24 protein-coding genes and 1 riboswitch are annotated in these 26,405 nt (G+C 72.0%); of the genes, 15 read left to right on the top strand and 9 right to left on the bottom strand.

Annotation, left to right across the window (positions count from 1 at the left end):
• Nucleotides 1-16: 16 nt before the first annotated feature.
• Complete coding sequence (locus GA0070561_RS16205) at nt 17-2,074, bottom strand: DNA gyrase/topoisomerase IV subunit B (protein WP_091401367.1); 2,058 nt, start codon at nt 2,072-2,074, stop codon at nt 17-19.
• 171 nt (nt 2,075-2,245) lie between these two features.
• Here GA0070561_RS16205 and GA0070561_RS16200 point away from each other — a divergent pair, with 171 nt between their 5' ends.
• The 3 genes from GA0070561_RS16200 to GA0070561_RS16190 all read left to right on the top strand — a co-directional run bounded on the left by GA0070561_RS16200 (nt 2,246) and on the right by GA0070561_RS16190 (nt 5,511).
• The gene (locus tag GA0070561_RS16200) at nt 2,246-3,052 is read left to right on the top strand and encodes a hypothetical protein (RefSeq protein ID WP_141710385.1); all 807 of its coding nucleotides are present in this window, start codon (nt 2,246-2,248) and stop codon (nt 3,050-3,052) included.
• 195 nt (nt 3,053-3,247) lie between these two features.
• Complete coding sequence (locus GA0070561_RS16195) at nt 3,248-4,504, top strand: SGNH/GDSL hydrolase family protein (RefSeq protein WP_091401362.1); 1,257 nt, start codon at nt 3,248-3,250, stop codon at nt 4,502-4,504.
• Between the two features lie 143 nt (nt 4,505-4,647).
• Complete coding sequence (locus GA0070561_RS16190) at nt 4,648-5,511, top strand: alpha/beta hydrolase family protein (protein WP_091401360.1); 864 nt, start codon at nt 4,648-4,650, stop codon at nt 5,509-5,511.
• A gap of 30 nt (nt 5,512-5,541) precedes the next feature.
• Here GA0070561_RS16190 and GA0070561_RS33620 read toward each other — a convergent pair whose 3' ends face one another.
• Nucleotides 5,542-5,712 carry a hypothetical protein gene (locus tag GA0070561_RS33620; protein ID WP_158629581.1) on the bottom strand — a complete coding sequence of 57 codons (171 nt, stop codon included), beginning with the start codon at nt 5,710-5,712 and terminating at the stop codon, nt 5,542-5,544.
• 197 nt (nt 5,713-5,909) lie between these two features.
• On the opposite strand from GA0070561_RS33620, the gene GA0070561_RS16185 reads away from it, so the two are divergent.
• Entirely contained in the window at nt 5,910-6,536 is a 627-nt protein-coding gene (locus GA0070561_RS16185; RefSeq protein ID WP_091401358.1) for a hypothetical protein, read from the top strand.
• 199 nt (nt 6,537-6,735) lie between these two features.
• On the top strand, nt 6,736-7,107 hold the full coding sequence (locus tag GA0070561_RS16180) for a hypothetical protein (RefSeq protein ID WP_091401355.1): 372 nt from the start codon (nt 6,736-6,738) through the stop codon (nt 7,105-7,107).
• A 36-nt stretch (nt 7,108-7,143) separates the two neighbouring features.
• Here GA0070561_RS16180 and GA0070561_RS16175 read toward each other — a convergent pair whose 3' ends face one another.
• Nucleotides 7,144-8,049, bottom strand: a complete 906-nt coding sequence (locus tag GA0070561_RS16175) for a DUF72 domain-containing protein (RefSeq protein WP_091401352.1) — start codon at nt 8,047-8,049, stop codon at nt 7,144-7,146.
• Nucleotides 8,050-8,183: 134 nt separating this feature from the next.
• On the opposite strand from GA0070561_RS16175, the gene GA0070561_RS16170 reads away from it, so the two are divergent.
• Nucleotides 8,184-8,687, top strand: coding sequence for a DinB family protein (locus GA0070561_RS16170; RefSeq protein WP_091401350.1), 504 nt, complete (start codon nt 8,184-8,186; stop codon nt 8,685-8,687).
• 43 nt (nt 8,688-8,730) lie between these two features.
• Here GA0070561_RS16170 and GA0070561_RS16165 read toward each other — a convergent pair whose 3' ends face one another.
• Together GA0070561_RS16165 and GA0070561_RS16160 are read right to left on the bottom strand one after the other, a co-directional pair.
• Nucleotides 8,731-10,788 carry an amylo-alpha-1,6-glucosidase gene (locus GA0070561_RS16165; RefSeq protein WP_091401348.1) on the bottom strand — a complete coding sequence of 686 codons (2,058 nt, stop codon included), beginning with the start codon at nt 10,786-10,788 and terminating at the stop codon, nt 8,731-8,733.
• On the bottom strand, nt 10,785-11,210 hold the full coding sequence (locus tag GA0070561_RS16160; protein WP_091401345.1) for an SCP2 sterol-binding domain-containing protein: 426 nt from the start codon (nt 11,208-11,210) through the stop codon (nt 10,785-10,787). Before GA0070561_RS16160 ends, GA0070561_RS16165 begins: the two co-directional genes overlap by 4 nt.
• A 162-nt stretch (nt 11,211-11,372) precedes the next feature.
• Between GA0070561_RS16160 and GA0070561_RS16155 the strand changes: the two genes are divergently transcribed.
• Nucleotides 11,373-12,419: an NAD(P)-dependent alcohol dehydrogenase gene (locus tag GA0070561_RS16155; protein WP_091401343.1), complete on the top strand. Its 1,047-nt coding sequence runs from the start codon at nt 11,373-11,375 to the stop codon at nt 12,417-12,419.
• Between the two features lie 9 nt (nt 12,420-12,428).
• Here the strand turns inward: GA0070561_RS16155 and GA0070561_RS16150 are convergent, their stop codons facing one another.
• Complete coding sequence (locus GA0070561_RS16150) at nt 12,429-12,938, bottom strand: mycothiol transferase (RefSeq protein ID WP_091401341.1); 510 nt, start codon at nt 12,936-12,938, stop codon at nt 12,429-12,431.
• A 78-nt stretch (nt 12,939-13,016) separates the two neighbouring features.
• On the opposite strand from GA0070561_RS16150, the gene GA0070561_RS16145 reads away from it, so the two are divergent.
• Together GA0070561_RS16145 and GA0070561_RS16140 are read left to right on the top strand one after the other, a co-directional pair.
• On the top strand, nt 13,017-13,532 hold the full coding sequence (locus GA0070561_RS16145; RefSeq protein WP_091401339.1) for a 2'-5' RNA ligase family protein: 516 nt from the start codon (nt 13,017-13,019) through the stop codon (nt 13,530-13,532).
• Nucleotides 13,533-13,742: 210 nt separating this feature from the next.
• Entirely contained in the window at nt 13,743-13,928 is a 186-nt protein-coding gene (locus tag GA0070561_RS16140) for a hypothetical protein (RefSeq protein ID WP_091401337.1), read from the top strand.
• 16 nt (nt 13,929-13,944) lie between these two features.
• Here the strand turns inward: GA0070561_RS16140 and corA are convergent, their stop codons facing one another.
• Nucleotides 13,945-15,075: a magnesium/cobalt transporter CorA gene (gene corA / locus GA0070561_RS16135; protein ID WP_091401334.1), complete on the bottom strand. Its 1,131-nt coding sequence runs from the start codon at nt 15,073-15,075 to the stop codon at nt 13,945-13,947.
• A 172-nt stretch (nt 15,076-15,247) separates the two neighbouring features.
• On the opposite strand from corA, the gene GA0070561_RS16130 reads away from it, so the two are divergent.
• The 5 genes from GA0070561_RS16130 (at nt 15,248) to GA0070561_RS16115 (ending at nt 20,121) form a co-directional block, all read left to right on the top strand.
• Entirely contained in the window at nt 15,248-17,188 is a 1,941-nt protein-coding gene (locus tag GA0070561_RS16130) for an amino acid transporter (RefSeq protein WP_482194120.1), read from the top strand.
• An 86-nt stretch (nt 17,189-17,274) separates the two neighbouring features.
• A riboswitch (SAM riboswitch) is annotated at nt 17,275-17,386 on the top strand.
• A gap of 32 nt (nt 17,387-17,418) precedes the next feature.
• Nucleotides 17,419-17,559 carry a hypothetical protein gene (locus GA0070561_RS33615; protein ID WP_167362419.1) on the top strand — a complete coding sequence of 47 codons (141 nt, stop codon included), beginning with the start codon at nt 17,419-17,421 and terminating at the stop codon, nt 17,557-17,559.
• A 100-nt stretch (nt 17,560-17,659) separates the two neighbouring features.
• Nucleotides 17,660-18,565, top strand: a complete 906-nt coding sequence (locus tag GA0070561_RS16125) for an ABC transporter substrate-binding protein (protein ID WP_091401332.1) — start codon at nt 17,660-17,662, stop codon at nt 18,563-18,565.
• A gap of 39 nt (nt 18,566-18,604) precedes the next feature.
• The gene (locus GA0070561_RS16120; RefSeq protein WP_091401330.1) at nt 18,605-19,381 is read left to right on the top strand and encodes an amino acid ABC transporter permease; all 777 of its coding nucleotides are present in this window, start codon (nt 18,605-18,607) and stop codon (nt 19,379-19,381) included.
• Complete coding sequence (locus tag GA0070561_RS16115) at nt 19,378-20,121, top strand: amino acid ABC transporter ATP-binding protein (protein WP_091401328.1); 744 nt, start codon at nt 19,378-19,380, stop codon at nt 20,119-20,121. The genes GA0070561_RS16120 and GA0070561_RS16115 overlap by 4 nt, the downstream gene beginning before the upstream one ends.
• Before the next feature lie 27 nt (nt 20,122-20,148).
• Here the strand turns inward: GA0070561_RS16115 and GA0070561_RS16110 are convergent, their stop codons facing one another.
• Nucleotides 20,149-21,723, bottom strand: coding sequence for a Na+/H+ antiporter (locus GA0070561_RS16110; protein WP_181541053.1), 1,575 nt, complete (start codon nt 21,721-21,723; stop codon nt 20,149-20,151).
• A 115-nt stretch (nt 21,724-21,838) separates the two neighbouring features.
• A complete protein-coding gene (locus GA0070561_RS34530; protein ID WP_208603777.1) occupies nt 21,839-25,192 on the bottom strand; it encodes an ATP-binding protein in 3,354 nt (1,117 codons plus the stop codon).
• Nucleotides 25,193-25,330: 138 nt separating this feature from the next.
• On the opposite strand from GA0070561_RS34530, the gene GA0070561_RS16100 reads away from it, so the two are divergent.
• Nucleotides 25,331-26,209 (top strand): alpha/beta fold hydrolase, encoded by an 879-nt coding sequence (locus GA0070561_RS16100; RefSeq protein WP_091401325.1) that lies wholly within the window; start codon nt 25,331-25,333, stop codon nt 26,207-26,209.
• Nucleotides 26,210-26,405: the final 196 nt, after the last annotated feature.

Genomic DNA, 26,405 nt, shown 5'->3' with positions numbered 1-26,405 from the left:
GGAACGGAACGGGCGCTCATGCGTCGATCGCATCCCGGTCGACGCGGTCGGCGGAGTCGATGAGCCAGTTGCGACGCGGCTCGACCTTCTCGCCCATCAGCAGTTCGAGGATGCGTTCGGCGGCGTCGACGTCATCGAGGGTGATCCGGCGGACGGCCCGGGTGGCCGGGTTCATCGTGGTGTCCCACAACTCGTCGGCGTCCATCTCACCGAGACCCTTGAACCGTGGGATGGGCGTGACGATCTGCTTGCCGGCCTTCTCCAGCTTGCGGACCGTCGTCTCCATCTCGGCCTGGGTGTAGGTGTAGACGGTCTGCGGGCTGCGCCCCTTGGTGGTGATCTTGTGCAGGGGCGGCATCGCGGCGTAGAGCCGACCGGCCTCGATCAGCGGTCGCATGTACCGGGCGAACAGGGTGATCAGCAACGTACGGATGTGGGCGCCGTCCACGTCGGCGTCGGCCATGATCAGCACACGGCCGTAGCGCAGCGCGGAGAGGTCGAAGGTGCGCCCCGAGCCGGCGCCGAGGACCTGCACGATGGCCGCGCACTCGGCATTGTCCAGAACCTGCTGGAGGTTGGCCTTCTGCACGTTGAGGATCTTGCCGCGGATCGGCAGCAGCGCCTGGTATTCCGACGAACGGGCCATCCGGCTCGTACCCAGGGCGCTGTCACCCTCGACGATGAACAGCTCGCTGCGATCGATGCCGGTGGCCCGGCAGTCGACCAGCTTCGGCGGCATGGACGCGCCCTCCAGGGCGGTCTTGCGCCGGGCGGCGTCCTTCTGTTGCTTCTGGGTGAGTCGCACCCGGGCGGCGTCGACGATCTTCTGCAGGACGGTGCGCGCCTCGGCCTTGGTGCGCCGGTCCTCCAGCCAGGCCTTGATGTGGGCATCGACCAGGGACTGGAGAACCTTGGTGATGCCGGTGGTGGAGAGCTCGTCCTTGGTCTGCGAGGTGAACTGCGGCTCGGGGATCCGCACGTGCACCACCGCCGTCATCCCCTCCAGGACGTCGTCCAGGGTGGGCGGCTCCTCCTTGGCCTTGAGCAGGCCGCGGGTGTTGCGGATGGCGTCGGCGAGCGCGCGGACGAGGGCCCGCTCGAAACCCTTGCGGTGGGTGCCGCCGTGCGCGTTGCGGATGGTGTTGGTGAAGCACTCGACGGTGCGCTCGTAACCGGTGCCCCACCGGAACGCCACCTCGACCTCGGCGCGACGCTGCACGTTGGACTGCATGACGCCGTTGGCGTCGGCGGCGTTCTCCCGGTAGGTGCCCTCGCCGTTGACCAGCAGGGTGCCGGAGACCGGCCGATCGCCGGCCGGGGCGAGGAACTCCACCATGTCGCTGAGCCCGTTGGGGTAGTGGAACCGCTCCTCGGCGGGCGCCTCACCGGTCAGGTCGCGCAGCAGGTAGGTCACGCCGGGGACCAGGAACGCGGTGTTGCGAAGCTTCATCCGGACGGCGTCGACGTCGAGCGCGGCGCCGGTCTCGAAGTAGCGGGCGTCGTGCCACCAGCGGATCGAGGTGCCGGTGCGCTGGCCGCGCTTCATGGCACCGGTCACCTGGAGCCCGGGGCCGGCGGTGAAGGGGGCGTCCGGCCCGTCGCCGTCGAAGATGCCCGGGACGCCGTGCCGGAACGACATCGCGTGGATCTTGCCGGCCCGGCGGACGGTCACGTCGAAGCGGCGGGACAGCGCGTTGACCGCCGATGCGCCGACGCCGTGCAGACCGCCGGAGGTCTTGTAGCCGGAGCCGCCGAACTTGCCGCCGGCGTGCAGCCGGGTCAGCACCAGCTCGACGCCGGAGATGCCGGACTTGGCGTGCACGTCGGTGGGGATGCCGCGGCCGTCGTCGTCGACCTGCACCGAGCCGTCGGCGTGCAGGATCACCTCGACGTGGCTGGCGTGACCGGCGACACCCTCGTCGGTGGAGTTGTCGAGGATCTCGTTGACGAGGTGACCCACGCCACGGCTGTCGGTGGAACCGATGTACATGCCGGGCCGCTTGCGGACAGCGTCCAGCCCCTCAAGGTGGGTGAGGTCATCGGCCCCGTACAGGGTGTCAGGCTCTGCGGTCAACTGGTCGTACTCCCCGGTCTCGGCGGTGTGCTGCCGGTCACCGGCGACATCAGCCGGCGTGGGCGCGCCGCAGCGAGCCTAGCCCGAGGCTAGGACAACTACCGGAGGACCTACGCGACCCGCCGCGCGCGCCCCTCCGGACGTGAGCCAACGAACAGCCGCCGCGTGATCATGGGACCACGCAGAGACACCGCCGCCGGTACGCTCACCCATGATCGCGGCCGGTTGAGCGCGGGGGCGCACGCCGGTCCGGGTCGAGGAGATCGGGAGGCGGTCGAGGTGGACGAGACGATTCGCGAGGCGCTGCGGCGCTCTCTCGGCACGCCGGCCCGGCGGTGGCTTCTGGTGGGCACCCTGGTGATGGGGCTGCTGGCCGCCGTGGCGCTGGTCGCGGCGGCGGATCCCGCCGACCGGACCTTCGCCGAACTCTCGGGCACTGTGCAGAGCCTGCTGTCCGTCGCGACCCCGCTCTTCGGCATCCTGCTGGTACGCGACCTGCGCCGGGCGCCCGTCCGCCTTCCGGTCCTGCCCACCGTGCTCGCGGTGGGGCTGCCGGCTGTCGTCATCGGCGTGGCCGGTGTGCTGATCTGCGCCGCGACGCTGGCCCTCACCCCGGCCGACGTCGCCGAAGCGCCGTGGCGGTTCGCCGGGACGGTCGCGGTGGGCAGTGTGCTGGTGCAGATCGTCGCCGGCCTGGTGGGCACCGGGCTGGGCCTGTTGCTGCGCTCGGTGGTGCTGGCGTTCCTGGCCACGATCATCCTGCCGCTGGGGCTGTTCGCGCTGCTGGGCGTCGTGGACGCGCTCCGTCCGGCACAGTCGTGGCTGACCCCGTTCGGCAGCGTGCGCAACCTGCTCTCGGGCGAGATGAGCGCCGTGGCGTGGGTGCAGTGGCTGTGCGTACTCCTGGTCTGGGGTGTCGGGCTGAACGCCGTGGGCGCGGCCCTGTTGAACCGCCGCGGCCGCCCGACCGGTCGCTGACTCCGCGCCGAGGGCGCGGGTCGGCGCGGTCGACAACCCTGAGCGCGGGTCCAATCTCGACGCGGTAGCCCGTCATGCCTACGGGCGCATGTCTTTCGTCGAACGAATCTGTTACGGGCCATTGACGCCCGTCGCGCCGGGGTGATCTGATCGCGCTCTCAGAGAATCTTTCATCTTTCGATGGTTGGGGGCCCCATGCCCAGGTTCCGGCGTACCGCGCTCGCCGCGGGACTAACGATCGCCATGGCCGCGTTGTCGACCGCCGTCGCGCTGCCCGCACCCGCGTCCGCCGCGTTGCCCACCGCCGCGGTGGCACTCGGGGACAGCTTCATCAGTGGCGAGGGCGCCGGGGCGTACACCCCGGTCGTCGACGTCAACGGAGTCAGCCAGGGCTTCCCCGGTTGGACCGCGGCGAACAACAACGCGTTCTTCTGCCACCGCTCGGCGAACGCCTCGCTCAACCAGGCCAACCTGCCGGGCATCCAGAACCGGTTCAACCTGGCCTGCTCCGGCGGTCAGCCACACGACATCGCCAACGCCTCCCAGGCGCGGACCAACGGTCGTACGGTCGCCTCGCAGCTGAGTCAGCTGCGCGCCGTGGCGCAGACCCAGGACATCGACCTGGTGCTGGTCGGCCTCGGCTCCAACAACAGCTCGTTCACCTTCGGCAGTGTCGCGGAGAAGTGCGCCAACCGGTTCATCGCCGACGCCTGGACCGGCTGGTGGGAGTTCTGGGCGTACCTGAACGGGCCGGTGGAGCAGAAGCCGTGCAGCGACGCCGACCTGGCCACCGCCGCGCAGATCAGCGCCGCGACCGCGGAGACCACCGCGGCCGTACGCCAGATCCTGACCACCCTCGACCAGGTGGACGCGGACGGGCAGCACCGGGTGGTGTTCCAGGACTACACGAACCCACTGCCGCTGGACCTGAACCCGCAGTTCCACGAGGAGGACAGCCGGGACGACACCAGGGACAAGTTCCGTGACCTGGGTGCCGAGCGGTACGCGGGCGGTTGCCCGATCCACCGGGCCAGCCTGGCGCCGGGGCACCGCTTCTCGCAGGGTCTGGGCAGCATCGTGAAGTCCACCCGGGACACTCTGGCCGCCGAGTTCCCCGCCGACGAGCTGGTGTACCTGAACGTGCAGCAGGCCTTCAACGGTGCACGGCTCTGCGAGCAGACCAGCAGCCCGAGCGGCTCGCTGGCCACTCCGATCCGGCTTCAGGACGGCGCGACCGGCACCTTCGTCACCAGCCTCGCCGGCAAGGACAAGATCGCCATCCAGCGCATCGCCAACACCTGCGTCACCTACTTCCAGACCTGCCAGGAGTCGTGGCACCCGAACGCCACCGGGCACCAGGTGCTCGGCCAGTGCCTGAGCGGCGCGGCCTCCACCAGCGCCCGTTCGGTGGCCTGCGTGCGGGCCAGCAACGGGGCGATCTCGGTCTCCTGACCGCAGCGTCCTTCGGAGGGCTCCGCCATTCGGCGGGGCCCTCCGTCGCGTCCGTCGCGCGCGCGGCACGTCTGCCCACCGCTGTCGTGGACCCCGACGGCCTACTGCTACCCGCCGGTAACGTCAGGCCGTAGGCTGGGCCGATGAACGGGGACCCGGAGTACGCGCAGGAGTTCGTCGACGTCGACGGTGGCCGGTTGGGTGTGCAGGTCTATCCGGAACCGGCCGGCGTGTCGGGCGCGCCAGTGGTCGTGATCTGGCCCGCGATGGGGGTCCGGGCCCGGTACTACCGGCCCTTCGCCGCCGCCCTGCGCGCCGCCGGACTGGCCGTGGTCGTGGCCGACCTGCGCGGCACCGGGGCGAGCACGCCCGCGCCGAGTCGGGCGGACCGGCACGGTTACGCCGAACTGGCCGACGACGTCGGCGCCGTCCTGGCCGCCCTCAAGCCACGTCTGGACGGACGCACCCGACTGCTCCTCGGACACTCGCTCGGCGGGCAGGCCGCGCTGCTGCACCTCGCCCTGCACGGCAGCGGCGAGGTGGACGGGTTGGCGCTGGTGGCGGTCGGCATCCCGTACTGGCGGAGCTACCCGGGCCGGCGCGGCCTCGGCGTACTGCCCTACACCCAGGGGATCGCCGCCACTGCGGCGCTGCTCGGGGTCTGGCCGGGCTGGGGCTTCGGCGGTCGGCAGGCACGCGGCGTGATCCGCGACTGGGCCCACACCGCGCGGACCGGCCGATTCCCCCGGCTCGACGGTACGGACACCGAGGCCGCCGTCCGCGCGGTACGGACCCCGGTGCTGGCCGTCAGTGTGGACGACGACCAGTTCACCCCGCACGAGACCATGGACCACCTCTGCGCGAAGCTCGCCGACGCGCCGGTGACCCGGGAGCGGTACACAGTGGCGCAGGCCGGTACGACGTTGGACCACTTCACCTGGGTCCGCGCCAGCGTCCCGCTGGCGCGGCGGATCGCCGGTTTCGTCGGCGATCTGCCGCCCCGCTGAGCCGTACCGGCCGGTTGGCGGCCGGTCGGCTCACTCGTCCTGGTCCAGCGGCACCAGTTCACCGTCCCGCTCCACCTGGATCTCGGCGTGCTCCTTGCGGGGTGCGACCTCTGCGGTGTTCCGGTGTGGGTCGTTGTCGGGGTGCATGAGCACCGCGTCTGTTTTGGGGGTCTTCTCCCGGCTCTCGTCCGGCTGCGACATCGCGTTCCCCTCTCGTCGGCGTCGCTCGGGATCTACCCACCACCGGGCGAACGACTCCTGCCCGGGGCAGGTCGACCCGCCGACGCCACGGATGTCCGGTAGCGGCCCTCCACGACCCGGATCGGTCCGCCCGGGGCGGGGTTAGCCGCCCGACCGGCGGGTAAGCCGCACCGCCCGACACGGCGGAAGGGGATCACATGTCCGAACGGCACACCGCACTGCGCTCGATGCACGATCTGGGCCTGGCGGCCTGGTTTGGCGGCTCCCTCATGGGTGCCTTCGGCGTCAACGGCGCAGCGGCGAAAATCAGCGACTCGACCCAGCGGCTCCCGGTCGCCTCGGCGGGATGGTCCAAGTGGACACCGGTCAACGCGGCCGCGATCGGCGCGCACCTGGCCGGTGCCGTCGGCGAGCTGGTGACCGAGAGCCCACGGGTGGCGGCCCAGTCCGGCGTCGCCCGGGCCAGCGCCATCAAGACGGCCTTGACCATCGGCGCGCTGGCGGTCACCGGCTACAGCCGGTTGATCGGCATGCGGCTGGAGAAGGCTGGCGGCCCGTCGGTGAGTGGCGCCACCGAGCCGAACCACCAGACCCCGGCCAGTGTGGCCTCGTCGCAGCGGCAGATGAAGCTGCTCCAGTGGGCCATTCCGGCGCTGACCGGGACCTTGGTCGTGGTCACGGCGTACATGGGTGAGCAGCAGAAGCCCGGCCAGGTGTTCCGCGGCATGCTCGGTCGCGCCGGTGGGATGAAGGGCGCCTCGAAGAGCATGATCAAGATGGGAATGAGCAACGGCAAGCGGCCGATGGCGATGGCCGGACGCTGAACGTCGGGCCGACCGGCGTCCCGCCGCCACCTCGACGGCGGGGCGCTGGCCGGCCCTACGCGCGCACCGGAGCGATGACGGATGCCACGTGCGCGGCGGCGTGCCGGCGACATGTCGTGCGCCGCACTCGGGCCGGCGGTCCCGGCCCGAGGACGGCACATCGTCCGCCGCTGGCGGCGGACCGACGAGCGGGGTTGTCATGACGGCGCACAAGGGACGCAGCGGGGACAACGACCGGCTGGAGCCGGAGGCGACCAAGCCGTGGGGCACCGGCGACGGCTTCGACGCCGACGCGCCCTGGGGCACGGCCGACGACTCACCGATGGACGAGGGCAGCGAGGAGACCGCGGTGCCCGAAGGACGGCGCGGCGAGCGACGCGCGGGTGCTCCGGCGGGCCGGTCGGACCCGGCGGGACGACACGGCTTCGGCTCGGTCGAGCCGACCCGTACGACGATGGCCGGACCGGGGGCCCCACCCGATCCCGCCCCCAGTGGCCGGAGCTTCCCCGACGACGCGGACATCGGCGAGTCGACCCAGGACGCCCTGCGCAGCCGGGGACGGCGGTCCTGAGCGGACCGGCACCCGGCCGAGCGGCCCGTGCCGCGATCAGCCGGTCGCCGGGACGGCCTGCTCGACGACCATCGTCTCGGCGAGCAGTTGCGCCAGCCGGGTGGCGTCGCGCTGGGCCTGCCCGGCGCAGCAGTTGTTGAACAACACGTGCAGCTCGTCGGAGAGCTCGGCGAACTCGGCCAGCCGTCCGGCCCAGTACCGCAGCTCGTCCTCGGCGTACGCGTACCGGAACTTCTCCTGCTTGTCGCCCTCGCCCCAGGCGTCGCTGTGACCGTGGAACCGGACGATCGCCGGCTCCGCCGTCATGGTCAGGATCGGCGGCACCGACGACGGGTGCCCCTGTGGCATGTCGACGCAGACCAGGGACAGGTCGTGGGCGCGTAACAGGTCCAGAGTGTCCGTCACGGCGTCGTCGTCCAACCAGGAGCCGTGCCGCAGCTCCACAGCGACCCGCCACGGCCGGCAGCGCTGCGCCAGCTCGACGATCCGGCGTTCGGCCGCGGGGCTGCGCACCAGCCACGGCGGGAACTGCAACATCACCACACCCAGCTTGCCGGCCGCCGCGATCGGGTCGAGGGCCGCGCGGAACCGGGCCCACAGCTCGTCGTACGCCGGCTCCGGCAGGTCCCGGCGGCGGATCCGGCTCGGGCCGCCGGCCGGTCGCAGGTCCCGGGGCAGCACGGCGACCGGTGTCGGGTGACCGGTGAAGAGGCTGAACGCCTTGACGTCGAAGGTGAAGTCGTCAGGTGTGGCGTCCACCCATCCCTGGGTCGTCTCCGGCACCGGGATGGCGTAGTAGGACGTGTCCACCTCGACCATCGGGAACTGGCTGGCGTAGAAGCCCAGTCGACGGGCCGGTGTGCTGGCCGAGCGCGGGTACCACCCGGAGCGCAGCAGGGACTGGTCCGCCCAGGACGACGTGCCCACCTTAATCACACCCATGTCATTCAGTGGACCGCCACCGGCGCGGATCGGCAACCGCTGGGGGGTCTTCGGTCGAGAAGGTGTCGTGCCCGAAAAGTGTCGGTGCCTCGCCCTACGGTGGCACCGGGTGGACATCAACGAAGGGTGGCGGCATGACCAGCACTGAGCAGCTCACCGGTGAGCGCACCGACCTCCTGCAGAGCCTGCGCAGGCACCGCGGTTTCCTCTTGCAGACGGTTGACGGGCTCACCGACGAGCAGGCGGCCAGCCGCCCCACCGTCAGCGGGCTCTGCCTCGGTGGCCTCATCAAGCACGTGTCCGGCGTCGAGCACCGGTGGATGCTCTTCGCCGTCGGCGGCGCGGAGGCGATGGGGCGCGAGGAGATCGACTGGGTCGGTCAGTTCCAGATGTTGCCGGGCGAGACCCTCGCCGGGTTGGTCGAGCGCTTCCAGGAGGTGGCCGCCCAGACCGACGAGTTGACCGCCACCCTCGACCTGGACGCGGCGCACCCGCTGCCGCAGGCGCCGTGGTTCGAGCCGGGGGCGAGTTGGACGGTCCGCCGGGTGCTGCTGCACCTGATCGCCGAGACGGCCCAGCACGCCGGGCACGCCGACATCCTGCGGGAGTCGATCGACGGCGCCAAGACGATGGGCTGACTCCGACGTCGACCGTCGCCGGGCCGAACGCTGCCGCATCGCCTCAGCGCAGGCGGTGCCGGCGTTCGGTGGTCCGGTCTCTCGCGTAGGCGTCGGAGTGACCCCAACGGCCCGGGATGTCCAGCAGTTCCAGCCGACCGAACCCCTCCGGCACCGCCGGGTTCACCAACAGGTTGTCGCCGGTGGGTCGCAGGCCCAGCATGGTGCCGAGCAGCATCAGCAACGCTCCCGACGACCAGGCCTGCGGGCGGCAGCTCGTCGTCAACTGGACGGGGTAGGTCGTCAGGTCGCGCTCGTATCCGGCGATCACTCCCGGCGCCTCGCCACCGAGCGTCTGCGCCATGTCGAAGATGCCGGCCGCGATCCGGGCCGCCTGCGCGTCGAGGCGGTAGCGGCGCAACCCGGCGGCGATCAGCGCGTTGTCCGACGGCCACACCGCGCCCAGGTGCGTGCCCACCGGGTTGTACGTGCGCTGCCCCGCGGCGAACGTGCGTACCCCCCAACCGCTGAACAGTCGCGGCCCGACCAGGTGCTCGGCGACCGCTTCCGCGCGTTCGTCCGCGACGATCCCGCTCCAGAGCAGGTGCCCGATGTTGGAGGCCAGCGCGTCGACCGGTTCGCCGTACGGGTCGAGCGCCAACGCGTAGTACTCCCGGTGCGGCAGCCAGAAGTCCCGGTTGAAGCGCTCCTTCAGTGCTGCCGCCTCCCGTTCCAACCGGTCGGCGTACGCGGGGTCGCCCCAGAACTCGCGGGCCAGTCGGGCGCCGCGCCGCTTCGCGTCGTACGCGTAGCCCTGCAACTCGCAGGTGGCGCGGGGGAAGGCGGGTTGTCGACCGTGGGCGTCGACGATGGCGTCCGGGGAGTCCTTCCAGCACTGGTTGATCGTGCCGTCACGTTCGTTGCGACGCTGGTAGCGCAGGTAGCCGTCGCCGGTCAGGTCGCCGTACTCGTCGATCCAGTCCAGCGCCATCCGGGCCGGGTGGCGCAGCTCGCGGACCAGGTCGGCGTCACCGGACCAGCGCTCGTACTCGTCGAGCAGCACGACGAAGAGCGGGGTGGTGTCCGCCGCGCCGTAGTACAGCGCGCTCACCCGGTCGCTGAATGTTCCGGTCTCGCCGTACCGGAGCTGGGCGAGGATCTTGCCGGGCTCCTCGTCCAGCGCGTCGTCGAGCTGGCCGCCCTGCATGAGCGCCAGCATCCGTAGCGTCGCCGGAGCAAGTTCGGGGGTGAAGGCCATCGTCTGGAGGCAGGTGATCAGGGCGTCCCGTCCACACAACCCCATCGCCCACGGCAGACCACCGATCGGCACCCGCTCGCGGTGCGACAGCGGCCTGTAGCGCAGCGCCGCCAGGTCCGCGAGGCTGCCCTGGTAGAGCTCCTCCAGGCCCTTGCGTTCGGCCACCAGCTGCGGTGCCCGGTCCAGCCACCGCACCAGGTCCTCGCGCATCCCTGTCCGCACAATCTGCTGGTGCGACTGGAGGTCGGCGCGGAGATCCCGGCCTTCCTCGCCGCCCATGGTCACGCTGACGTGCAGGTCGGTCTCCCATTTCCCCTCGGGTGCGATCCGGATCCGGAACGTCATTCCCTTCTCGTCCACCTCGGCGGGGACGGTACTGCGCACGGTGGTCTTGCGGACGAACCGGTCCCGCTGGTAGCGCAGCACGAGCTGCTGGTCCGCCGAGTCGGCGCTGACCTCGACGGCCCGCTGCCGGAGCTGCCCGACCTCGACGATGTCGGTGAAGTCGCTGGCCATCTCCATCCGGACGGTGTACTCGGCGGGCTGCGACGAGTGGTTGAGCACTGTGATGTTCTCGTGGAAGCAGTCGTGCACCGAGCGGTGCCTGATGATCGACATGTCGGCGTCGACGTAGTGGCTCGCCGCACCGGGGACCAGGAAGAACCGGGTCTCGAAGTACGTGAGGTCGTCGCGGGCGAGTGCGTTGATCCGCTCGCCGTCGATCCTGAGCACCCAGTGGGACAAAAACCGGGTGTCGTACGCGAAGAGTCCGACCGGGGTCTGCGGGTCGACCTCGATGTCGCCCTGGGCGTCGCTGATCGCGAACAGGTTGCCGGCGATGACGTGCACCAGTTCCTGCTTCACGGCCGCTCATTCCGAGCGGTCGTCTCATTCCGAGCGGTCCTCGCGGTCCGGCCAACCAGCGCGGCTCGGCCCAGCTCGTGCGGATGGCGGGCGCCGTCCGGCCCGGAGAAGATCCGCCGCAGCAGCATCAGCAGTTGCATGTTGCCCTGCACGGTCAGCTCGTTGCGCAGCAGGCCCGCGCCCGGGTGCAGCTCGCCGCGGGCCATCCGGTCGAAGACCGCCCGATCGGCCCGCAGCACCAGCTCGGCGTCGTCGGCCGAGCGGGTCACCCGGACGTGCTGGTCGGCGATGGTCAGGTACCAGTGATCGGTGCTGCCGTCGTCGCGGACGTCCAGCCGCAGCGTCCCCGCAGTGGTCTCCGGCAGGTCGGGCCGCCGACCGGTGTCCAGCTGTCGCAGATACTGCTCCACCGTCGCGCCCATCAGGTCCCCTCCCCACGCTTTCCCGCAGGATCACCCGCGCCGGGGTGAGCGCGGTTCACCCGAAACAGGTGAGGTGCCAGATCTGCCGTGGCCTCGGCCGTTTGCTCCGGGACGAGGTGGGCAGGCCCCAGTGGTTCAGCCGAGACGGACGGGAGCACCGGTATGCGCGCGCTGCGGTTGAAGGAGTGGAAGTCGGAACCGGAGTTGGTCGAGGTTCCCGATCCGACGCCGGGGCCAGGTCAGGTGGTGGTCCGGATCGGCGGTGCCGGTGCCTGCCATTCCGACCTGCACCTGATGGACGAGTTCGAGCCCGGCACCATGCCCTGGAACCCACCGTTCACCCTCGGGCACGAGAACGCCGGCTGGGTGCACGCCCTCGGCGACGGTGTGACCGGACTGTCCGTCGGGCAACCGGTCGCTGTGTTCGGCGCATGGGGTTGTGGCACCTGCGCCCGATGTCGGGTCGGGATCGACCCGTACTGCGAGAACCCGTCCGCTGCGCCGGTACCGAGCGGAGGCGGCGGGCTCGGACTGGACGGCGGCATGGCCGAGTTCGAGCTGGTCCCGGACGCGCGGCACGTCGTGCCCCTTCCGGAAGGGCTGGATCCGGTGGACGCCGCACCGCTGACCGACGCGGGACTTACCCCGTACCACGCCATCCGACGCTCCTGGCCAAAGCTGCCACCGGGCAGCACGGCCGTGGTGATCGGGGTGGGCGGGCTGGGGCATGTGGGTGTGCAGATCCTCAAGGCCACCACAGCCGCGCGAGTGATCGCGGTGGACACCCGAGCTGAGGCGCTGCGGCTGGCCGAGGAGTGCGGCGCCGAGCACGCCGTGCTCTCGGGTCCGACCGCCGCCGAGGAGATCCGGGATGCCACCGGCGGTCGAGGTGCCGACGTGGTGCTGGACTTCGTGGGCACGGACGCCACCCTGGCGCTGGGCGTGGCGACGGCGCGCACGGTGGGCGACCTGACCATCGTGGGGATCGGCGGCGGCACCGTGGGAGTCTCGTTCTTCTCCGTGCCGTACGAGGTGAGTATCGCGACCACCTACTGGGGCAGCCGGCCCGAGCTGGTGGAGGTGCTCGACCTGGGTGCCCGGGGCCTGGTCCGTCCGAAGACCACCACCTTCGCGCTGGAAGACGCGCTGGACGCGTACCGCCAGATGCGCGACGGCACCCTGGAGGGCCGGGCGGTGATCGTGCCGTGAGCCCGTCGTTCAGTCGGCCGCGATGAGGCCGCGCACGTAGGCGGCCTGGCCCGCGTGTTGCAGGTCGTCGTCGACGATGCTGACCAACCGGACGCCGAGGGTGACCGGCGGGTCCCACCCCTCGTCGACCACGCGGTCCAGGTCCGCCGGGGCCAGGCCGGCCAGGAACCTTCCGGTACGCGCCGCGACCGCCTGGTAGTAGTCGATCAGCGCCTGCGCGCTCTCCGGCCGCACCGCGGCGACCTGAGCGGGCGAGTGCCCGTAGCCGGTGTTGTCGGGGTCGGCGGCGAGCCCGAACCGACCCGCCCAGTCGCCGCTCACCCAGATCTGCTCGGCGTCGAGCAGGTCGGCGACGTGGTGGTCCTGCACCCGGGTGAGGTGCCAGACCAGCCAGCCGACCGAGTTGGCGCCCGGCCCGGGCTGGTGGCGCAGTTGCTCGGGGCTGAGGCCGTCGACGGCAGCGCGGACGAGGTCGGGCAGCCGGTCGTACGCCTCGGTCAGCAGGTCACTCACGTCCACGGGTACGCCTTCCTGGTCGGTTTCCGAACAGGTACCGCCGGACCAGGGCGCGCAAACCTCGGCGGCTACGGTGATCGAATGGTCGCCGCGGTGGAGTTGTACCTGGATCCGGACGCCACCCGCCGGATCCGGGTGCTCTGGGACGCGCTGGAGGCCGAGGGGGTGCAGAGCATGCGCTCGCTGCTGGAGCAGCGCCACCGTCCGCACGTCTCGCTCATGGTGGCACCCCGTTTCGACAGGGAGCAGGTCGCCGAGGCGCTACAGGGGACGGTGGTGGCCGCCCCGCTGCGGCTCGACTTCCAGCACGTCGGCCAGTTCGTCGGTCGGGTGCTCTGGCTCGGCCCGGCGCCCACCCCGGAGTTGCTGGCGCACCACCGGCTGGTGCACGACCGGCTCACCGCCGCCGGCATCGCCCTCGCCGAGCACTACCAGCCGGGGCGGTGGGTGCCGCACTGCACGCTCTCCATGCGGGTGCCGAACACGCTGATGGCCGCCGCGGTGCGCCGCTGCCTGGAGGTGTTGCCGCTGGCCGCGACAGTGGTCGGCGCGGCGCTCACCGACCACGCGCGCGGCATCGCCCACCCGCTGCCTTGACCGCGCCTCGACCGTCGAGGCGTAATGTCCGGTTTGGCGGGCGACAGTCGGAAACCCGAAAACAAGCGGTGCGGATGCGGCCGGGCGTGGGAAGGTTCGAGTGGCTGTCGTACCGGTGGTGGGCTGCTCACAGGCGGTCCGCCCGACCCGGTGTGGCGCGGGGTCACCCCGCGCCACCCACGGCGGCTTCGACGAGGAGAGGCAGGGCCCATGCAGGCTCAGCGCAGGCCACCGCGCACGGAGCGGAGCCAGACCCGGGACGACCGGACCGGCGGCGGAATGACCGGGGCGGCCACGCCACTGACGATCTGGGCGGCCGCCGTACTGCTCGGCCGGATCGGTGCCGGCGACGACGACGTCGAGGACGAACGGCACATCCTGCGCGGCATCGAGTGAATCTCGGCCGCGCGGCTCAGAGCCAGCCGCGCCGCTTGAAGATCACATAGAGGGTGCCGCAGACCAGCAGCATCAACAGCAGCGCGAAGAGGTAGCCGAAGCGCCAGTTCAGCTCCGGCATGTGGACGAAGTTCATGCCGTACACGGTGCCGATGAGCGTGGGAGCGAAGAGGATCGCCGCCCAGGAGGAGACCTTCTTCAGCTCCTCGTTCTGGCTGTAGCTGGCCGCGGTGAGGCTGCGCATCTCCTCGTTCTGCTGCTGTGAGACGAGGGTGGCGTTGACGGTGAGGATGTTCTGCAACAGGTGCCGGAAACCGTCCACCCGCTCCACCACCTGGGTCAGGTGGTCGGTCACGTCGCGCAGGTAGCGGCGCAGCTCCTCGTCGGCGCTGGCGCTGCCGGCGCCGTCGGCCAGCGCGTCGAGCACGCTGAGCAGCGGGCGGGCGGCCCGCTGGAACTGGATGACCTCGCGGCTGAGCCCGTAGATGCGGCGGCTGGCGTTCGGGTCGCCACCGAACACCTGGGTCTCGATCTCGTCGATGTCGTTCTCCAGTCCGGCCACCACCGGCGCGTACCCGTCGACGACCTGGTCGAGGATCGCGTACAGGACCGCCTCCGGCCCCCGGGCGAGCATCTGCGCCTCGGTCTCCAGCCGCCGCCGCACCGCGGCCAGGTCGGGCGCCTCGCCGTGTCGGACGGTGACCACGAAGCCCGGCCCGATGAACAGGTGCAGTTCGGAGAACTCGACCTCCTCCCGGAGGTCGTTGTAGCGGGCGGCGCGCAGCACCACGAACAGTGTGTGCCCGTACCGCTCCAGTTTGGGACGCTGGTGAGCGTTGATCGCGTCCTCGACCGCCAGGTCGTGCAGCCGGAACTCCCGGGCCAGCGAGGTGATCTGCTCGATGTCCGGCCGGTACAACCCGATCCAGGCCATCGCGCCATCCTGCTCCTGGAGGCAGCGGTACGTCTCGGCGAGGCCGGACGGCGAGGCGAACCGGTGCCCCCGGATGTAGACCGCGCTGTCCACCAGGCCGCCGTGGGAGGCGGCGGGCGACTCCGTGGACGGCGCCACACCGACCCTCGTCTCGTACTCGTCGAGTTGGCGGCCGAAGCCACCACCCGGGCGGAAGCGACGGCCGCCGACCATGCCCTGTCCCCTCCCCCGGTGCCGCCCATCCAGCCCGGGGCGCTGCTTCCCCCCTGTCCTGGGCCCTGAAACCCGCCGTGGCGTCGGCTGGGTTCCGCGCACCGGCGGACGGGGCCGGCCCGTCGGGCGGATACTCACGGTGACCGTGAGCGGGATGACGGGGGACGCGCCGGTGACTGTCGACAGACTCGCCGGCCGGTTGCGGGGGTGGCTGCTCGACGCCGGCTCGGACCAGGCCGTGCAGCACCCGGGGCCGCACGGGCGCCCGCCGGAGGACCGGCACCACCCGTGGTGGAAGGTGATGTGCCTGACCGGGGTCGACTACTTCTCCACGCTGGGTTATCAGCCGGGCATCGCGGCGCTGGCCGCCGGGGCGCTCTCACCGGTGGCGACCCTGGTGCTGGTGCTGGTGACCCTGCTGGGTGCGCTGCCGGTCTACCGGCGGGTGGCGGTGGAGAGCCCGCACGGTGAGGGTTCCATCGCAATGTTGGTACGCCTGCTGAGCTACTGGCCGGGCAAGTTGCTGGTGCTGGTGCTGCTCGGTTTCGCGGCCACCGACTTCATCATCACCATCACCCTCTCGGCCGCCGACGCGACGGCGCACATCGACGAGAACCCGTTCTGGCCGAGCGGGCTCAAGGGTCGCGAGGTGCTGGTCACGCTGCTGCTGGTGTCGCTGCTGGGCGCGGTGTTCCTCAAGGGATTCACCGAGGCCATCGGGATCGCCGTCGTCCTGGTCGCGGTCTATCTGACGCTGAACGCCGTGGTGGTGGCCGACGCGCTGTGGCGGGTGGCGACGCATCCGAGCGCGGTCGGCGACTGGACCACCACGCTGACCACCGGGCACGGCGATCCGTGGCTGGTGGTCGGGCTGTCGCTGCTGGTCTTTCCGAAGCTGGCGTTGGGGCTGTCCGGCTTCGAGACGGGGGTGGCGGTCATGCCGAGCGTACGGGGTGACCCGCAGGACTCGGAGGCACGACCGCTGGGCCGGATCCGTGGCGCCCGCCGGCTGCTCACCACCGCAGCGGTGATCATGAGCGTCTTCCTGATCACCAGCAGCGTGACGACCACCGTGCTCATCCCGCCGGAGGCCTTCCAACCGGGCGGGCCGGCGAACGGGCGCGCGCTGGCCTACCTGGCGCACGCCCACCTCGGCGAGGTGTTCGGCACCGTCTACGACCTGTCCACCATCGGAATCCTCTGGTTCGCCGGGGCATCGGCGATGGCTGGTCTGCTCAACCTCGTGCCGCGCTACCTGCCCCGCTACGGCATGGCGCCGACCTGGGCGCGAGCCGTCCGGCCGCTGGTGCTGGTCTTCACCGCCGTGGCGTTCCTGATCACGATCGTCTTCGAGGCCAGCGTGGACGCGCAGGGCGGCGCGTACGCCACCGGGGTCCTGGTGTTGATCACCTCGGCCGCGACGGCGGTGACGCTCGCGGCGCTCCGGCAGCGTCAGCGCGGTCGCACCATCGCATTCGGAATCATCGCGGTGATCTTCGTCTACACCACAGTGGCCAACGTGGTGGAGCGCCCGAGCGGCGTCAAGATCGCGGCCTGTTTCATCGGCGGGATCATCCTGGTGTCGGTGCTGTCCCGGCTGATGCGGGCCTACGAGCTGCGCGTCGACCACGTCGAACTGGATCACGTCGCGGCCCGGATGATCGACGAACGCGCCGGACGACGGATCCGCCTCATCGCGCACGAACCCGACCGGCGCGACGAGGCGGAGTACCGCGCCAAGCTGGCGCAGACCATGGCGGACAACGACTTTCCCGACGACGACGACGTCATCTTCGTCGAGGTCACTGTCACCGACCCCTCCGACTTCGAGACGGAGCTGCTGGTCCGCGGCGGGGTGGTCGACGGCCGCTTCCCGGTGCTCAGCCTGGCCAGTTCGTCGGTGCCCACCGCGCTGGCCGCCCTGTTGCTGGAGATCCGCGACCGCAGCCGTCGGCGCCCCCACATCTACTTCGAGTGGTCCGAGGGCGGCCCGACCCGCAACTTCCTGCGCTACCTGGCGTTCGGACAGGGCGCCATCGCCTCGGTGACCCGGGAGATCCTGCGCCGCCAGGAGCCCGACCCGCACCGCCGGCCGCACGTGCACGCCGGCTGACCTGCGAGCCGACAGTCCGTCGCGCACCGTGAGCGTGGTCATAACGACTGGACGATCCACCCGCTCCTGCTGCTAGCCTCGGCGCAGGTCATGAGTGCCAGCGCGAAGCCCCGGCTCGCTGGCCGGCAACCCTCCTCCGCGGTGGGGTGCCCCGGGTGAAGACCAGGCACCGGCAGCACGTCGGTGCAAGCGTGGCCTGGCACCCAGGTCAGCACAGACCCGGGAGAACCATGCGCATCCTCAGCACCACCCCACCGACCGACGTCGCGGACTCCCGCACCGGCCGACCCTCGCCCGCACTGATCCGGCGACGGCACGTGGACATGATGCGAATGTGCAGCGCCGCCTGTCGTCGCGGCATCGCGCTCTAGCACCACCTTCCCGAGCTCCTTTCCCACCGGCACGCCCATCGGGCGCGCCGTCGGTGGCGCACGTCCGTGCGCGCCGAGACACCACCCTTCGGAGACACCCGTGCGATTCCTTCCTGCCCTGACCCGCGCCGCTGCCCTGGGCGCGGCCACGATCCTGGCCGCCACCGCCCTCACCGCCTGCGGCGACGACAGCTCGTCCGACGCCACCGCCAACCCGTACGGCCTCGCTCAGTCGGGCGTGCTGCGCGCCGGAACGCTGACCGACGCCCCGCCGAACGTGTACCTCAAGGACGGCAAGTTCACCGGCTTCGACAACGACCTGCTGACCGCCGTGGCCGGCAAGCTCGGTCTGACTGTCGAGTTCGTCGGCACCGACTTCTCCGCGCTGCTCAGCCAGGTCAACAACCGCAAGTTCGACGTGGGCAGCTCCTCGATCACCATCACCGAGGCCCGCAGGAAGACCGTCGACTTCGGCAACGGCTACGACTTCGGCTACTTCGGCCTGGACGTCCCGGCCGGCTCGCCGATCACCGGCTTCGACCAGCTCGCCGGCAAGCGGGTCGTGGTGGTGCAGGGCACCGTCCAGGACGACTACGCCACCGGCAAGCAGCTCAACCCGGTGCGGGTGCCCGACTACAACGGCGCGATCAACCAGCTCAAGGCGGGCACCGCCGACGCCTGGATCGCCCCGGCGGAGATCGGCGAGAAGTCGGCCACCGACAGCAACGGCAAGATCACCGTGGCGGCCAAGCAGCTCAGCCCGGCACCTACCGCGTACGCCGTGGCCAAGGGGAACGACAAGCTGCGCGAGGCACTGAACAAGGGCCTCGACGAGGTCATCGCCGATGGCACCTGGAGCCGGTTGCAGGCGCAGTACTACCCGGGCCGGCCGATCCCGGCGGACTTCACGCCGGGCAGCGGCACGGTGAAGGCCCCGTCCGCGTCGGCCGCGCCGTCGGCGTCCGCTACGGCCGTGCCGTCGGCGTCCGCGTCGACGGCGTCCTGAGCCGGTGACGAGCGAGCAGGGCGGTAGGAGGAGCGACCGATGGATCCGTTGAGCACCCTGTGGGAGACCTTCTTCGACTGGGACGCGATGCGCGAGGCGCTGCCCGAGATGCTGACCGTCGGGTTGCCCAACACGCTGATCCTGGCGGTCTCCGCCGCCCTGCTCGGCTCGGTGCTGGGCCTGCTGCTGGCCGTTGCCGGGATCTCCCGCAGCCGCTGGCTGCGCTGGCCGGCGCGGGTCTACACCGACGTGTTCCGGGGGCTGCCGGCCGCGGCGACGATCCTGCTGATCGGCGTCGGGCTGGCCCCGCTGGGCATGCAGGTCTGGGGGCCGGATCCCTACCCGTTGGGCATCCTGGCGCTGTCGCTCATCGCCGCCGCGTACATCGGGGAGATCTTCCGCTCGGGCATCCAGTCCGTGGAGGCCGCCCAGTTGGAGGGCGCCCGGGCGCTCGGCTTCTCCTGGGCCGACGCGATGCGGCTGGTGATCATTCCGCAGGGCATCCGGCGGGTGCTGCCGGCCTGGGTGAACCAGCTCATCGCACTGATCAAGGACTCCAGCCTGGTCTACTTCCTCGGCCTGGTGGCCAGCCAGCGGGAGCTGTTCCGGATCGGGCAGGACTACGCGGCCACCACCGGCAACGAGTCGGCGCTGCTGCTGGCGGGGCTCTGCTATCTGGCGTTGACCGTACCGCTGACGCACGTCGTCAACTGGATCGACAGGCGGCTGCGCAACGGCCGGCCGGCCACTGCGTCGACCGAAGAGGACGACGACGACATCGCGTCGTACGCCGCGACGGAAGGAGATCGGCGATGACCACCGCCACGACGACCTCGGTCAGCCTCGACGTACGCGACGTGCACCTCGCCTTCGGACCGAACCGGGTGCTGCGCGGCGTCGACCTCTCGGTGCCGCGGGGCGCGACGGCCTGCGTCATCGGGCCGTCCGGGTCGGGCAAGTCCACCCTGCTGCGCACCATCAACCGGCTGATCGAACCGGACCGGGGCGACGTGCTGCTGGACGGGCGCAGCGTGCTGGGCGACGACCCGGACGCGCTGCGGCAGCGGGTGGGCATGGTGTTCCAGCAGTTCAACCTGTTTCCGCACATGAGCGTGCTGCGCAACGTCACGCTGGCGCTGCGGCGGCTGCGCAAGCTCGGTGCGGACGAGGCGGAGACCGTCGCCCGGGCCCAGTTGGAGCTGGTGGGGCTGGCCGGCAAGGCGAACTCCCGGCCGGCGCAGCTCTCCGGTGGCCAGCAGCAGCGGGTGGCGATCGCCCGCGCGCTGGCGCTGCGGCCCGAGGTGATGCTCTTCGACGAGGCCACCTCGGCGCTCGACCCGGAGTTGGTCAAGGGCGTCCTCGGGGTGATGGCCGACCTGTCCGCCGCCGGCAAGACCATGGTGGTGGTGACCCACGAGATGGGCTTCGCCCGGCAGGTCGCCGACACCGTCGCCTTCATGGACCGGGGCGTGGTGCTGGAGGCCGGCCCACCCGAGGCGATCTTCGAGCGGGCCGAGCATCCGCGGCTTCGCCGTTTCCTCGACCAGGTGCTCTGAGCCGGACGGTCGGACGGCCACCGGGAATCACTCGTTGGGCCCGCGCCCCAGCAGCCGGATCTCCTCGTTGTCCAGCGCGGATTGAAGTTCCTGGAGCACCAGGTCGTCGATCTCCCGGTTGTCGCGCAGCCGGGTGACCTCCCGCCTCTTGTGGGCGAGAACGCCGAGGCGCAGTCGGCGTTCCAGCCGGCGCTCCTCGGCGGTGTTCCCACCGCTCTCGTCGAGGTCCTCCAGATGCCGCCGGTACTCGGCTTCCAGCCGACGCACCGATTCATCCTGGGCGCCGATCTCTGCGGCGACCTGGGGAAGAGCCGCCAGGCCCACCTCGGTGGCCCGCCGCCGGGCGTTGCGGGCCTCGTCGACGCGCTCCGGGTCCCCGCTCAGCCCGGCCCAGCGGACGACCAACGGCAGGGTGGTGCCCTGAAGCAGCATGATCAGCACGATCACCAGCGCGGTGACGAAGATGATCAGATCCCGTTCGACCACCGGTTGACCGTTGACCATCACCGTCGGGACGGCCAGGGCGGCGGCGAGCGAGACCGCGCCCCGGAAACCGGACCAGCCCGCGACGGTCCCCACCCGCCAGGCGGACGGCCCCTGGCTCGGGTCCGTTATCCGGCGGCGCCGCAGCCGCGCCGACTGCGCGGTCAGGTAGACGAAGAGCAGGCGGGTGCCGATCACGACCACTGTGACCACCAGCACGATCAGCAGCGCCCGCTCGGGCGAGGTGCTGGTGATGCTCCGCACCGAGCGGGGAATCTGCGTACCGAGCAGGACGAACAACCCGCCGTTGATCAGGAACGTGGTGAGGTCCCAGAACGCGTACGCCAGCACCCGGGACCGGGCACGGATCACCCGTGGGCCGGCGTAGGCCAGCACCAGGCCGGCGACCACCACCGCCAGCACACCGCTGGCGTGCACCGAGTCGGCGAGCAGGAAGGCGCCGAACGGGGTCAGCACGCTGAGCGCGCCCTCGCGCAGCGGATCGTCGAGCCGCTTGCGGATCAGCACCACGGCGGCCCCCACCAGCAGACCGGCGACCACGCCGCCCACACTGGCGCCGACGAACTCCTCGCCGATGCCCAGGACGCCCGGCTCGGCGCTGTGGCTGAGCAGAGCCACTGCCACCGCAAAGATCACCAGCGCGGTGCCGTCGTTGACCAGGCTCTCCGCGTGCAGGGTGGTGAGCAGCTTCCGGGGCAGCCGCTTGGCCAGGCCGGTGACCGCGGCGGCGTCGGTCGGCGCGAGGACCGCGCCGAGCACCCAGGCGGCGGCGGGGTTCACCCCGAGCGCCTGCGCGGCGAACGACACCGTGACCATGGTGAGCACCACCAGCACCACGGCGAGCAGCCCGATCACCGGCAGGTTGGCCCGGATCTCCCGCAGGCTGATGGTGAGGCTCTCCCGGTACAGGATCGCCGGCAGGAAGATCAGCAGGACCAGGTCAGGTTCCAGGGTGACCTCGGACAGTGGCGGCGTGAGCCCGAGCAGCACGCCCAACGCGATGAGCAGGACCGGCGGGGCGACCCGGTACCGACCGCCGACGGTGGTGCCGACCAGGACGGTGACGCCGAGCACCACGATCAGGATGAGCGCCTCCACGCGTACACCCCCCTCGGACCATGGCCGACGGTGCACGCGCCGGTGGTTCCATCTGACCCCACCGGCCGGTGGGTTCCGGCGGAAACCGGCAAGTCGCGGTGCCCGCGAGCGAGGGTCAGGCGGTGGCGCGGGCGCGCGCTGTCACCGCACGGGCCGTACGACGGTGTTCGGCCGCCTCCTCGGGCCGGCCCAGCGCGGCGGCCAGGTCGGCGAGGTGCCCGGCCACCGGGCCGACGGTGAGCACCCCGCTGCCGGCGGCCAGCTCGTCGGCGGCCGGCAGCAGCTCGGCGTGGACCCGGGTCATCGTGGCCCGGTCGTCGAGGGCGCGCGCCGCCCGACCGACGAGGCAGAGCCGCACCTCACGCAGCAGATCGTGCGGCCCCTCGGGAAGCGCCCGCAGCGCGGTCGCGGCGGCGTCCCGGTCGTCGGCGGCGACCAGCAGCACCGGTCGGACCCACGGCTCGTGCGGACCCCAGTCCAGGTCCGTCCAGTCGGCAACGCCGAGCCCGGTGGTCAGTCGGTCGCCAGCTCCGAGCCCGTTGGTCGGCCGGTCGGCGCCAATGGTGTCGGCCAGCCGCAGGCCGAGCAGGGCCAGCGGGAGCAACCCCTGGGTCAGCCCCGGCATGCCGTCGGCGCTCACGCCCTCGGCCGCCGAGCGGTACGCCCGCGCCGCCGCGTCCGACTCGCCGTCGAGGGCCAGGCGCAGTGCGGCGTACCACCGGGTGAAGACACCGACCAACGGCAGCTCGTACCGTTCGGCGAGCCGGTCGGCGGCGCGGGCGTGCGCGTCGGCGGCGGGCCGGTCGGCCAGCGCGCAGTTGGCCTGGACCAGGATGAGATGGCCGAGCACCTCGAAGGTCACCAGGTGGTGCCGGGCGGCCAGCTCGACCAGTTCCTCGCCGATCCGGGCCCGCGTGTCGGCCAGACCGACGCGGTGGAAGGCGTGCATGAAGCGGGCGTTGAGAGCGAAGGCCAACAGCCCGGGATCGCCGATGTCGCGGGCGATCGTCTCGGCCTCGACGGCGGCGCGGCGGCCACGATCGGTGGTGGTGCCGCGCAGCTCCAGCGCGAGGGTGCTCAGCAGCCGACTGCGCTGCGTCGAGGCGATGGGGCCGAGCGCGGTCAGGGCGTGTTCGGCGGCTCGGACGATGTGCCCGGAGAGCAGGTCGTCGTCGTTGCGCGTCCAACTGGCGGGCACGTCGAAGCCAGCCAGGGCCTCCTGGATCAGCAGGGGGTCGCCGGTGGACTCGGCGACGGTGATCGCCTCGGCACGCCGTAGCCGCGCCTCGGCCAGCCGGCCCGTCACGGCCAGCGCCCGCCCCAGGCCGAGCAGCGCGGTCACGCGCCCACGCGGCTCGACCCCGCCGGCGCGGTCGTACGCGTCGATCGCCTGGCCCCACAGGCGGGCCGCCTCGTGGGGGTTGCCGCCCCGTTCGGCCCACTCCGCCGCCACCCGGGCGTACGTCGACGCCTCGGCGGCGTGGACCGGCCCGCCGGCGCGCAGCAGGTGGTACGCGAGGGCCGCCGGTTCGACGGGTTCCCGCTGTCGCAGCACCTCGGCGACGGCCGCGTGCCAGGCGGCGCGGCGCGGCGCGGACAGGTCGGCGTAGAGCGTGTCGCGGACCAGGATGTGGGTGAAGCGCAGCCGCCCGTCGGACTCCCGTTCGGTGAGGAACCCGGCCGCCAGGGCGCGGTCCACGGCGTCCAGCGCTGTCGTCGGGTCACCGGCCAACACGCCCAGCACGTCCGGGTCGAGGTCCCGGCCGAGCACGGCCGCCTGCCGCAGCACGGTACGGGTCGAGGCCGGCAGCTGCGCCAACCGGTGCCGGATCACGTCGCGTACCCCGGGCGGCACGGCGGCCAACCCCGCCTGCCCCGTGCTCGCGTACAGCTGGGCCAGTTCGCGGACGAAGAACGGGTTACCGCCGCTGCGCTGGTGGATCGACCGGGCGGTGGCCTGGTCCAGTTCCGCACCGACGATGGCGCCGGCCAGCTCACCGGTCGCCGGCGCGGGCAGGCCGGCAAGATACTCCCGGACCGGCTCCAGCCCGGCGGCACGGGCCAGGGTGGCGGTCAGCTCCGGGCTGATCTCGGTGGCCCGGTAGGTGCCGAGGATCAGCACCGGTCCGCCGGCCGGCTGCGGGCCGGTGAGCAGTGCGGTCAGCAGGTCCAGGGTGTCGCCGTCGGCGCGGTGCAGGTCGTCGAGTACCAGCAGGACCGGCTCCCGGTCGGCGGCCGCCGAGATCAGCGAGGCCACCGCGCGGTGTCGACGGAACCGCACGGTGGCGGGGTCAGCCGAGTCGTCAGCCGCGCCGTCTTCCGGGTCGGCGTCGGCGGGGGCGGGGGCGACGACGGGGGCGGCCGGCCCGGCAAGCGCGTCGGTGATCTGGGTCCACGGCCACGCTGGCGGAGCGCCCTCGTACTCCGGGCTGCGTCCCCACGCCGTGGTCCAGCCATCGGCGGCGAGTCGCCGGGTCAGGGCCTCGGCCAGTGCCGTCTTGCCGGCGCCCGGGTCGCCGCTGAGCAGGGCGAGTGTGGGCTGGCGGCGGCGGGACGCGGCCTCGGCGGCGCGCCGCAGCCGCTCCAGCTCCGCGTCGCGGCCGACGAACGGGCGCTGCTCTGCCTGGACCTGTCGAACGGGTTCCGCGAGGCCGGGGGTGGCGGCCCGGTCGAGGGCCGGGGCGAGGTGCGGCGCCTGGGCCAGGATGTCGGCTTCCAGCCGTCGCAGCTCGGGCCCCGGGTCCACGCCCAACTCGGTCACCAGGACGTGGCGGGCCTCCCGCAGCGCTGCCAGCGCGTCGCCCTGCCGGCCGGCGCGGTACCGGGCCGTCGCGAGCAGCCGCCAGGCGTCCTCGCGCAGCGGATGGCTGGCCAGGTGTGCCGGTAGGTCCGCGGCGGCCTCGTCCGGTCGGCCCACCGCCAGGAGCGCCTCGGCCCGCCGCTCGACGGCAAGCATCCGCAGCTCGTCCAGCCGGTTGATCTCCGCGACCGCCCAGGACTCGTTGGCGCAGTCGGCGTACGCGGGCCCGCGCCAGAGCCCGAGCGCCGACTCCAGTGCGGCCAGGGCCGGCGCGGGACGCCCGGCCGCCAGCAGCCGGCCCGCCTCGCCGACGGCCGCCTCGAACTGTCCGGCGTCGACCGCGTCCGGGGCGGCCTTCAGCGCGTACCCGGGCGGCTCGGTGACCAGGATCCGGGGCGGCTGCCGGGGTGGTCTGTCGGGCTCCAGGGCCCGGCGCAGGTCGGCGACGAAGGTCCGGATAGCGCCCACCGCGCCGTCCGGTGCGACCTCCCACAGGTCGTCGACGAGACGATCCACCGGCACCACCCGACCGTGGGCGATCAACAGCCGGCCCAGCACCAGGCGCTGCCGGTGTCCCCGCAGGAGGACCGGGCCGCGCTCGGTCGCGGCGATCACCGGCCCGAGTACGCCGAAGGTCACCGCGACGGGTGCCGTCAGCTGCCTGGTCATGGCACCAATCTAGGCCCGTGGCCCGACCGGCACTGATCCGACGCTGACCGGCTGCTGATCACCGCCGGGCAGGCTCGGTGAGGTACGACGGCGACGGGCCACCGCCCCCGCCGGCACTGCTCACCAGGAAGGTTCCCCGTGGACCCGAAGATCAACGGATTCGACTACCGACGCGTCACCGTCGCCGACGGGGTGACGCTCAACGCCGCCGTGGGCGGTTCCGGGCCGGCGATCGTGCTGTTGCACGGCTTTCCGCAGACCCACCTGATGTGGCGGCACGTCGCCGCCGATCTGGCCGCCGACCACACGGTCATCTGCCCCGACCTGCGCGGTTACGGCGACAGCGACAAGCCCCTCGACACCGACGGCACCGGGTACGCCAAGCGCACCATGGCCGCCGACATCGTGGCGCTGGCCGGCGCGCTCGGTCACGATCGGTTCGCGTTGGCCGGGCACGACCGGGGCGCCCTGGTCGCGTTCCGCGCCGGCCTCGACCATCCGACGGCGGTCAGTCAACTGGCACTGCTCGACGTGCTACCCACCCTCGACATGTGGGACGTGCTGCACGGCGCCAGCGCCGCTGTGGCGTTCCACCTGTACCTGATGGCGCAGCCGCCCGGCCTGCCCGAGGAGCTGATCGCCGGCAGCCCGGACGCCTTCTTCGGTCACTTCCTGGACGTCTGGACCCGTGATCCGGAGGCCCTGCCGGCGGAGGTGCGGGCCGCGTACCTGCGCGCGTCCTGCGACGCCGTTCCCTCGATCGTCGCCGACTATCGGGCGTCCGCCGGGATCGACGTGGCCCACGATGCCGCTGACCGGGCGGCCGGCAACCGGCTGCGGATGCCGGTGACTGTGCTCCAGCAGGACTGGGGCGCGGCGCTGGGCTACGACGCGGCGGCGGTGTGGCGGGCCTGGGCACCCGATCTGGACCACCAGACGGTCACCTGCGGGCACTTCATGGCGGAGGAGGCCCCGGCCGAGGTGCTCCGGGCGCTGCGCGCCCTGCTCGCCCGTTGATCGATCGGCGACCCGGCCCACCGTCGCCCTGGGCAAGATATCCGACACTGTTTGTCACGGATGGCCGCAGGGCCGGGTCGCCGCGCTCCACCCCTTCCAGGGCCCGGAAACCAGCCAGTAACGGGCTTTGACCTGCGGGAACGCGACGTTACACCAGGTGGACGTCAACCGGTCAGCGGTGATACACAGGCAGATA

The sequence above is a fragment of the Micromonospora saelicesensis genome (genome assembly GCF_900091575.1).
GTDB lineage: Bacteria > Actinomycetota > Actinomycetes > Mycobacteriales > Micromonosporaceae > Micromonospora > Micromonospora saelicesensis.
Note: the sequence above shows the minus strand (reverse complement) of the source record. Positions and strands in the feature narration are given on the sequence as shown.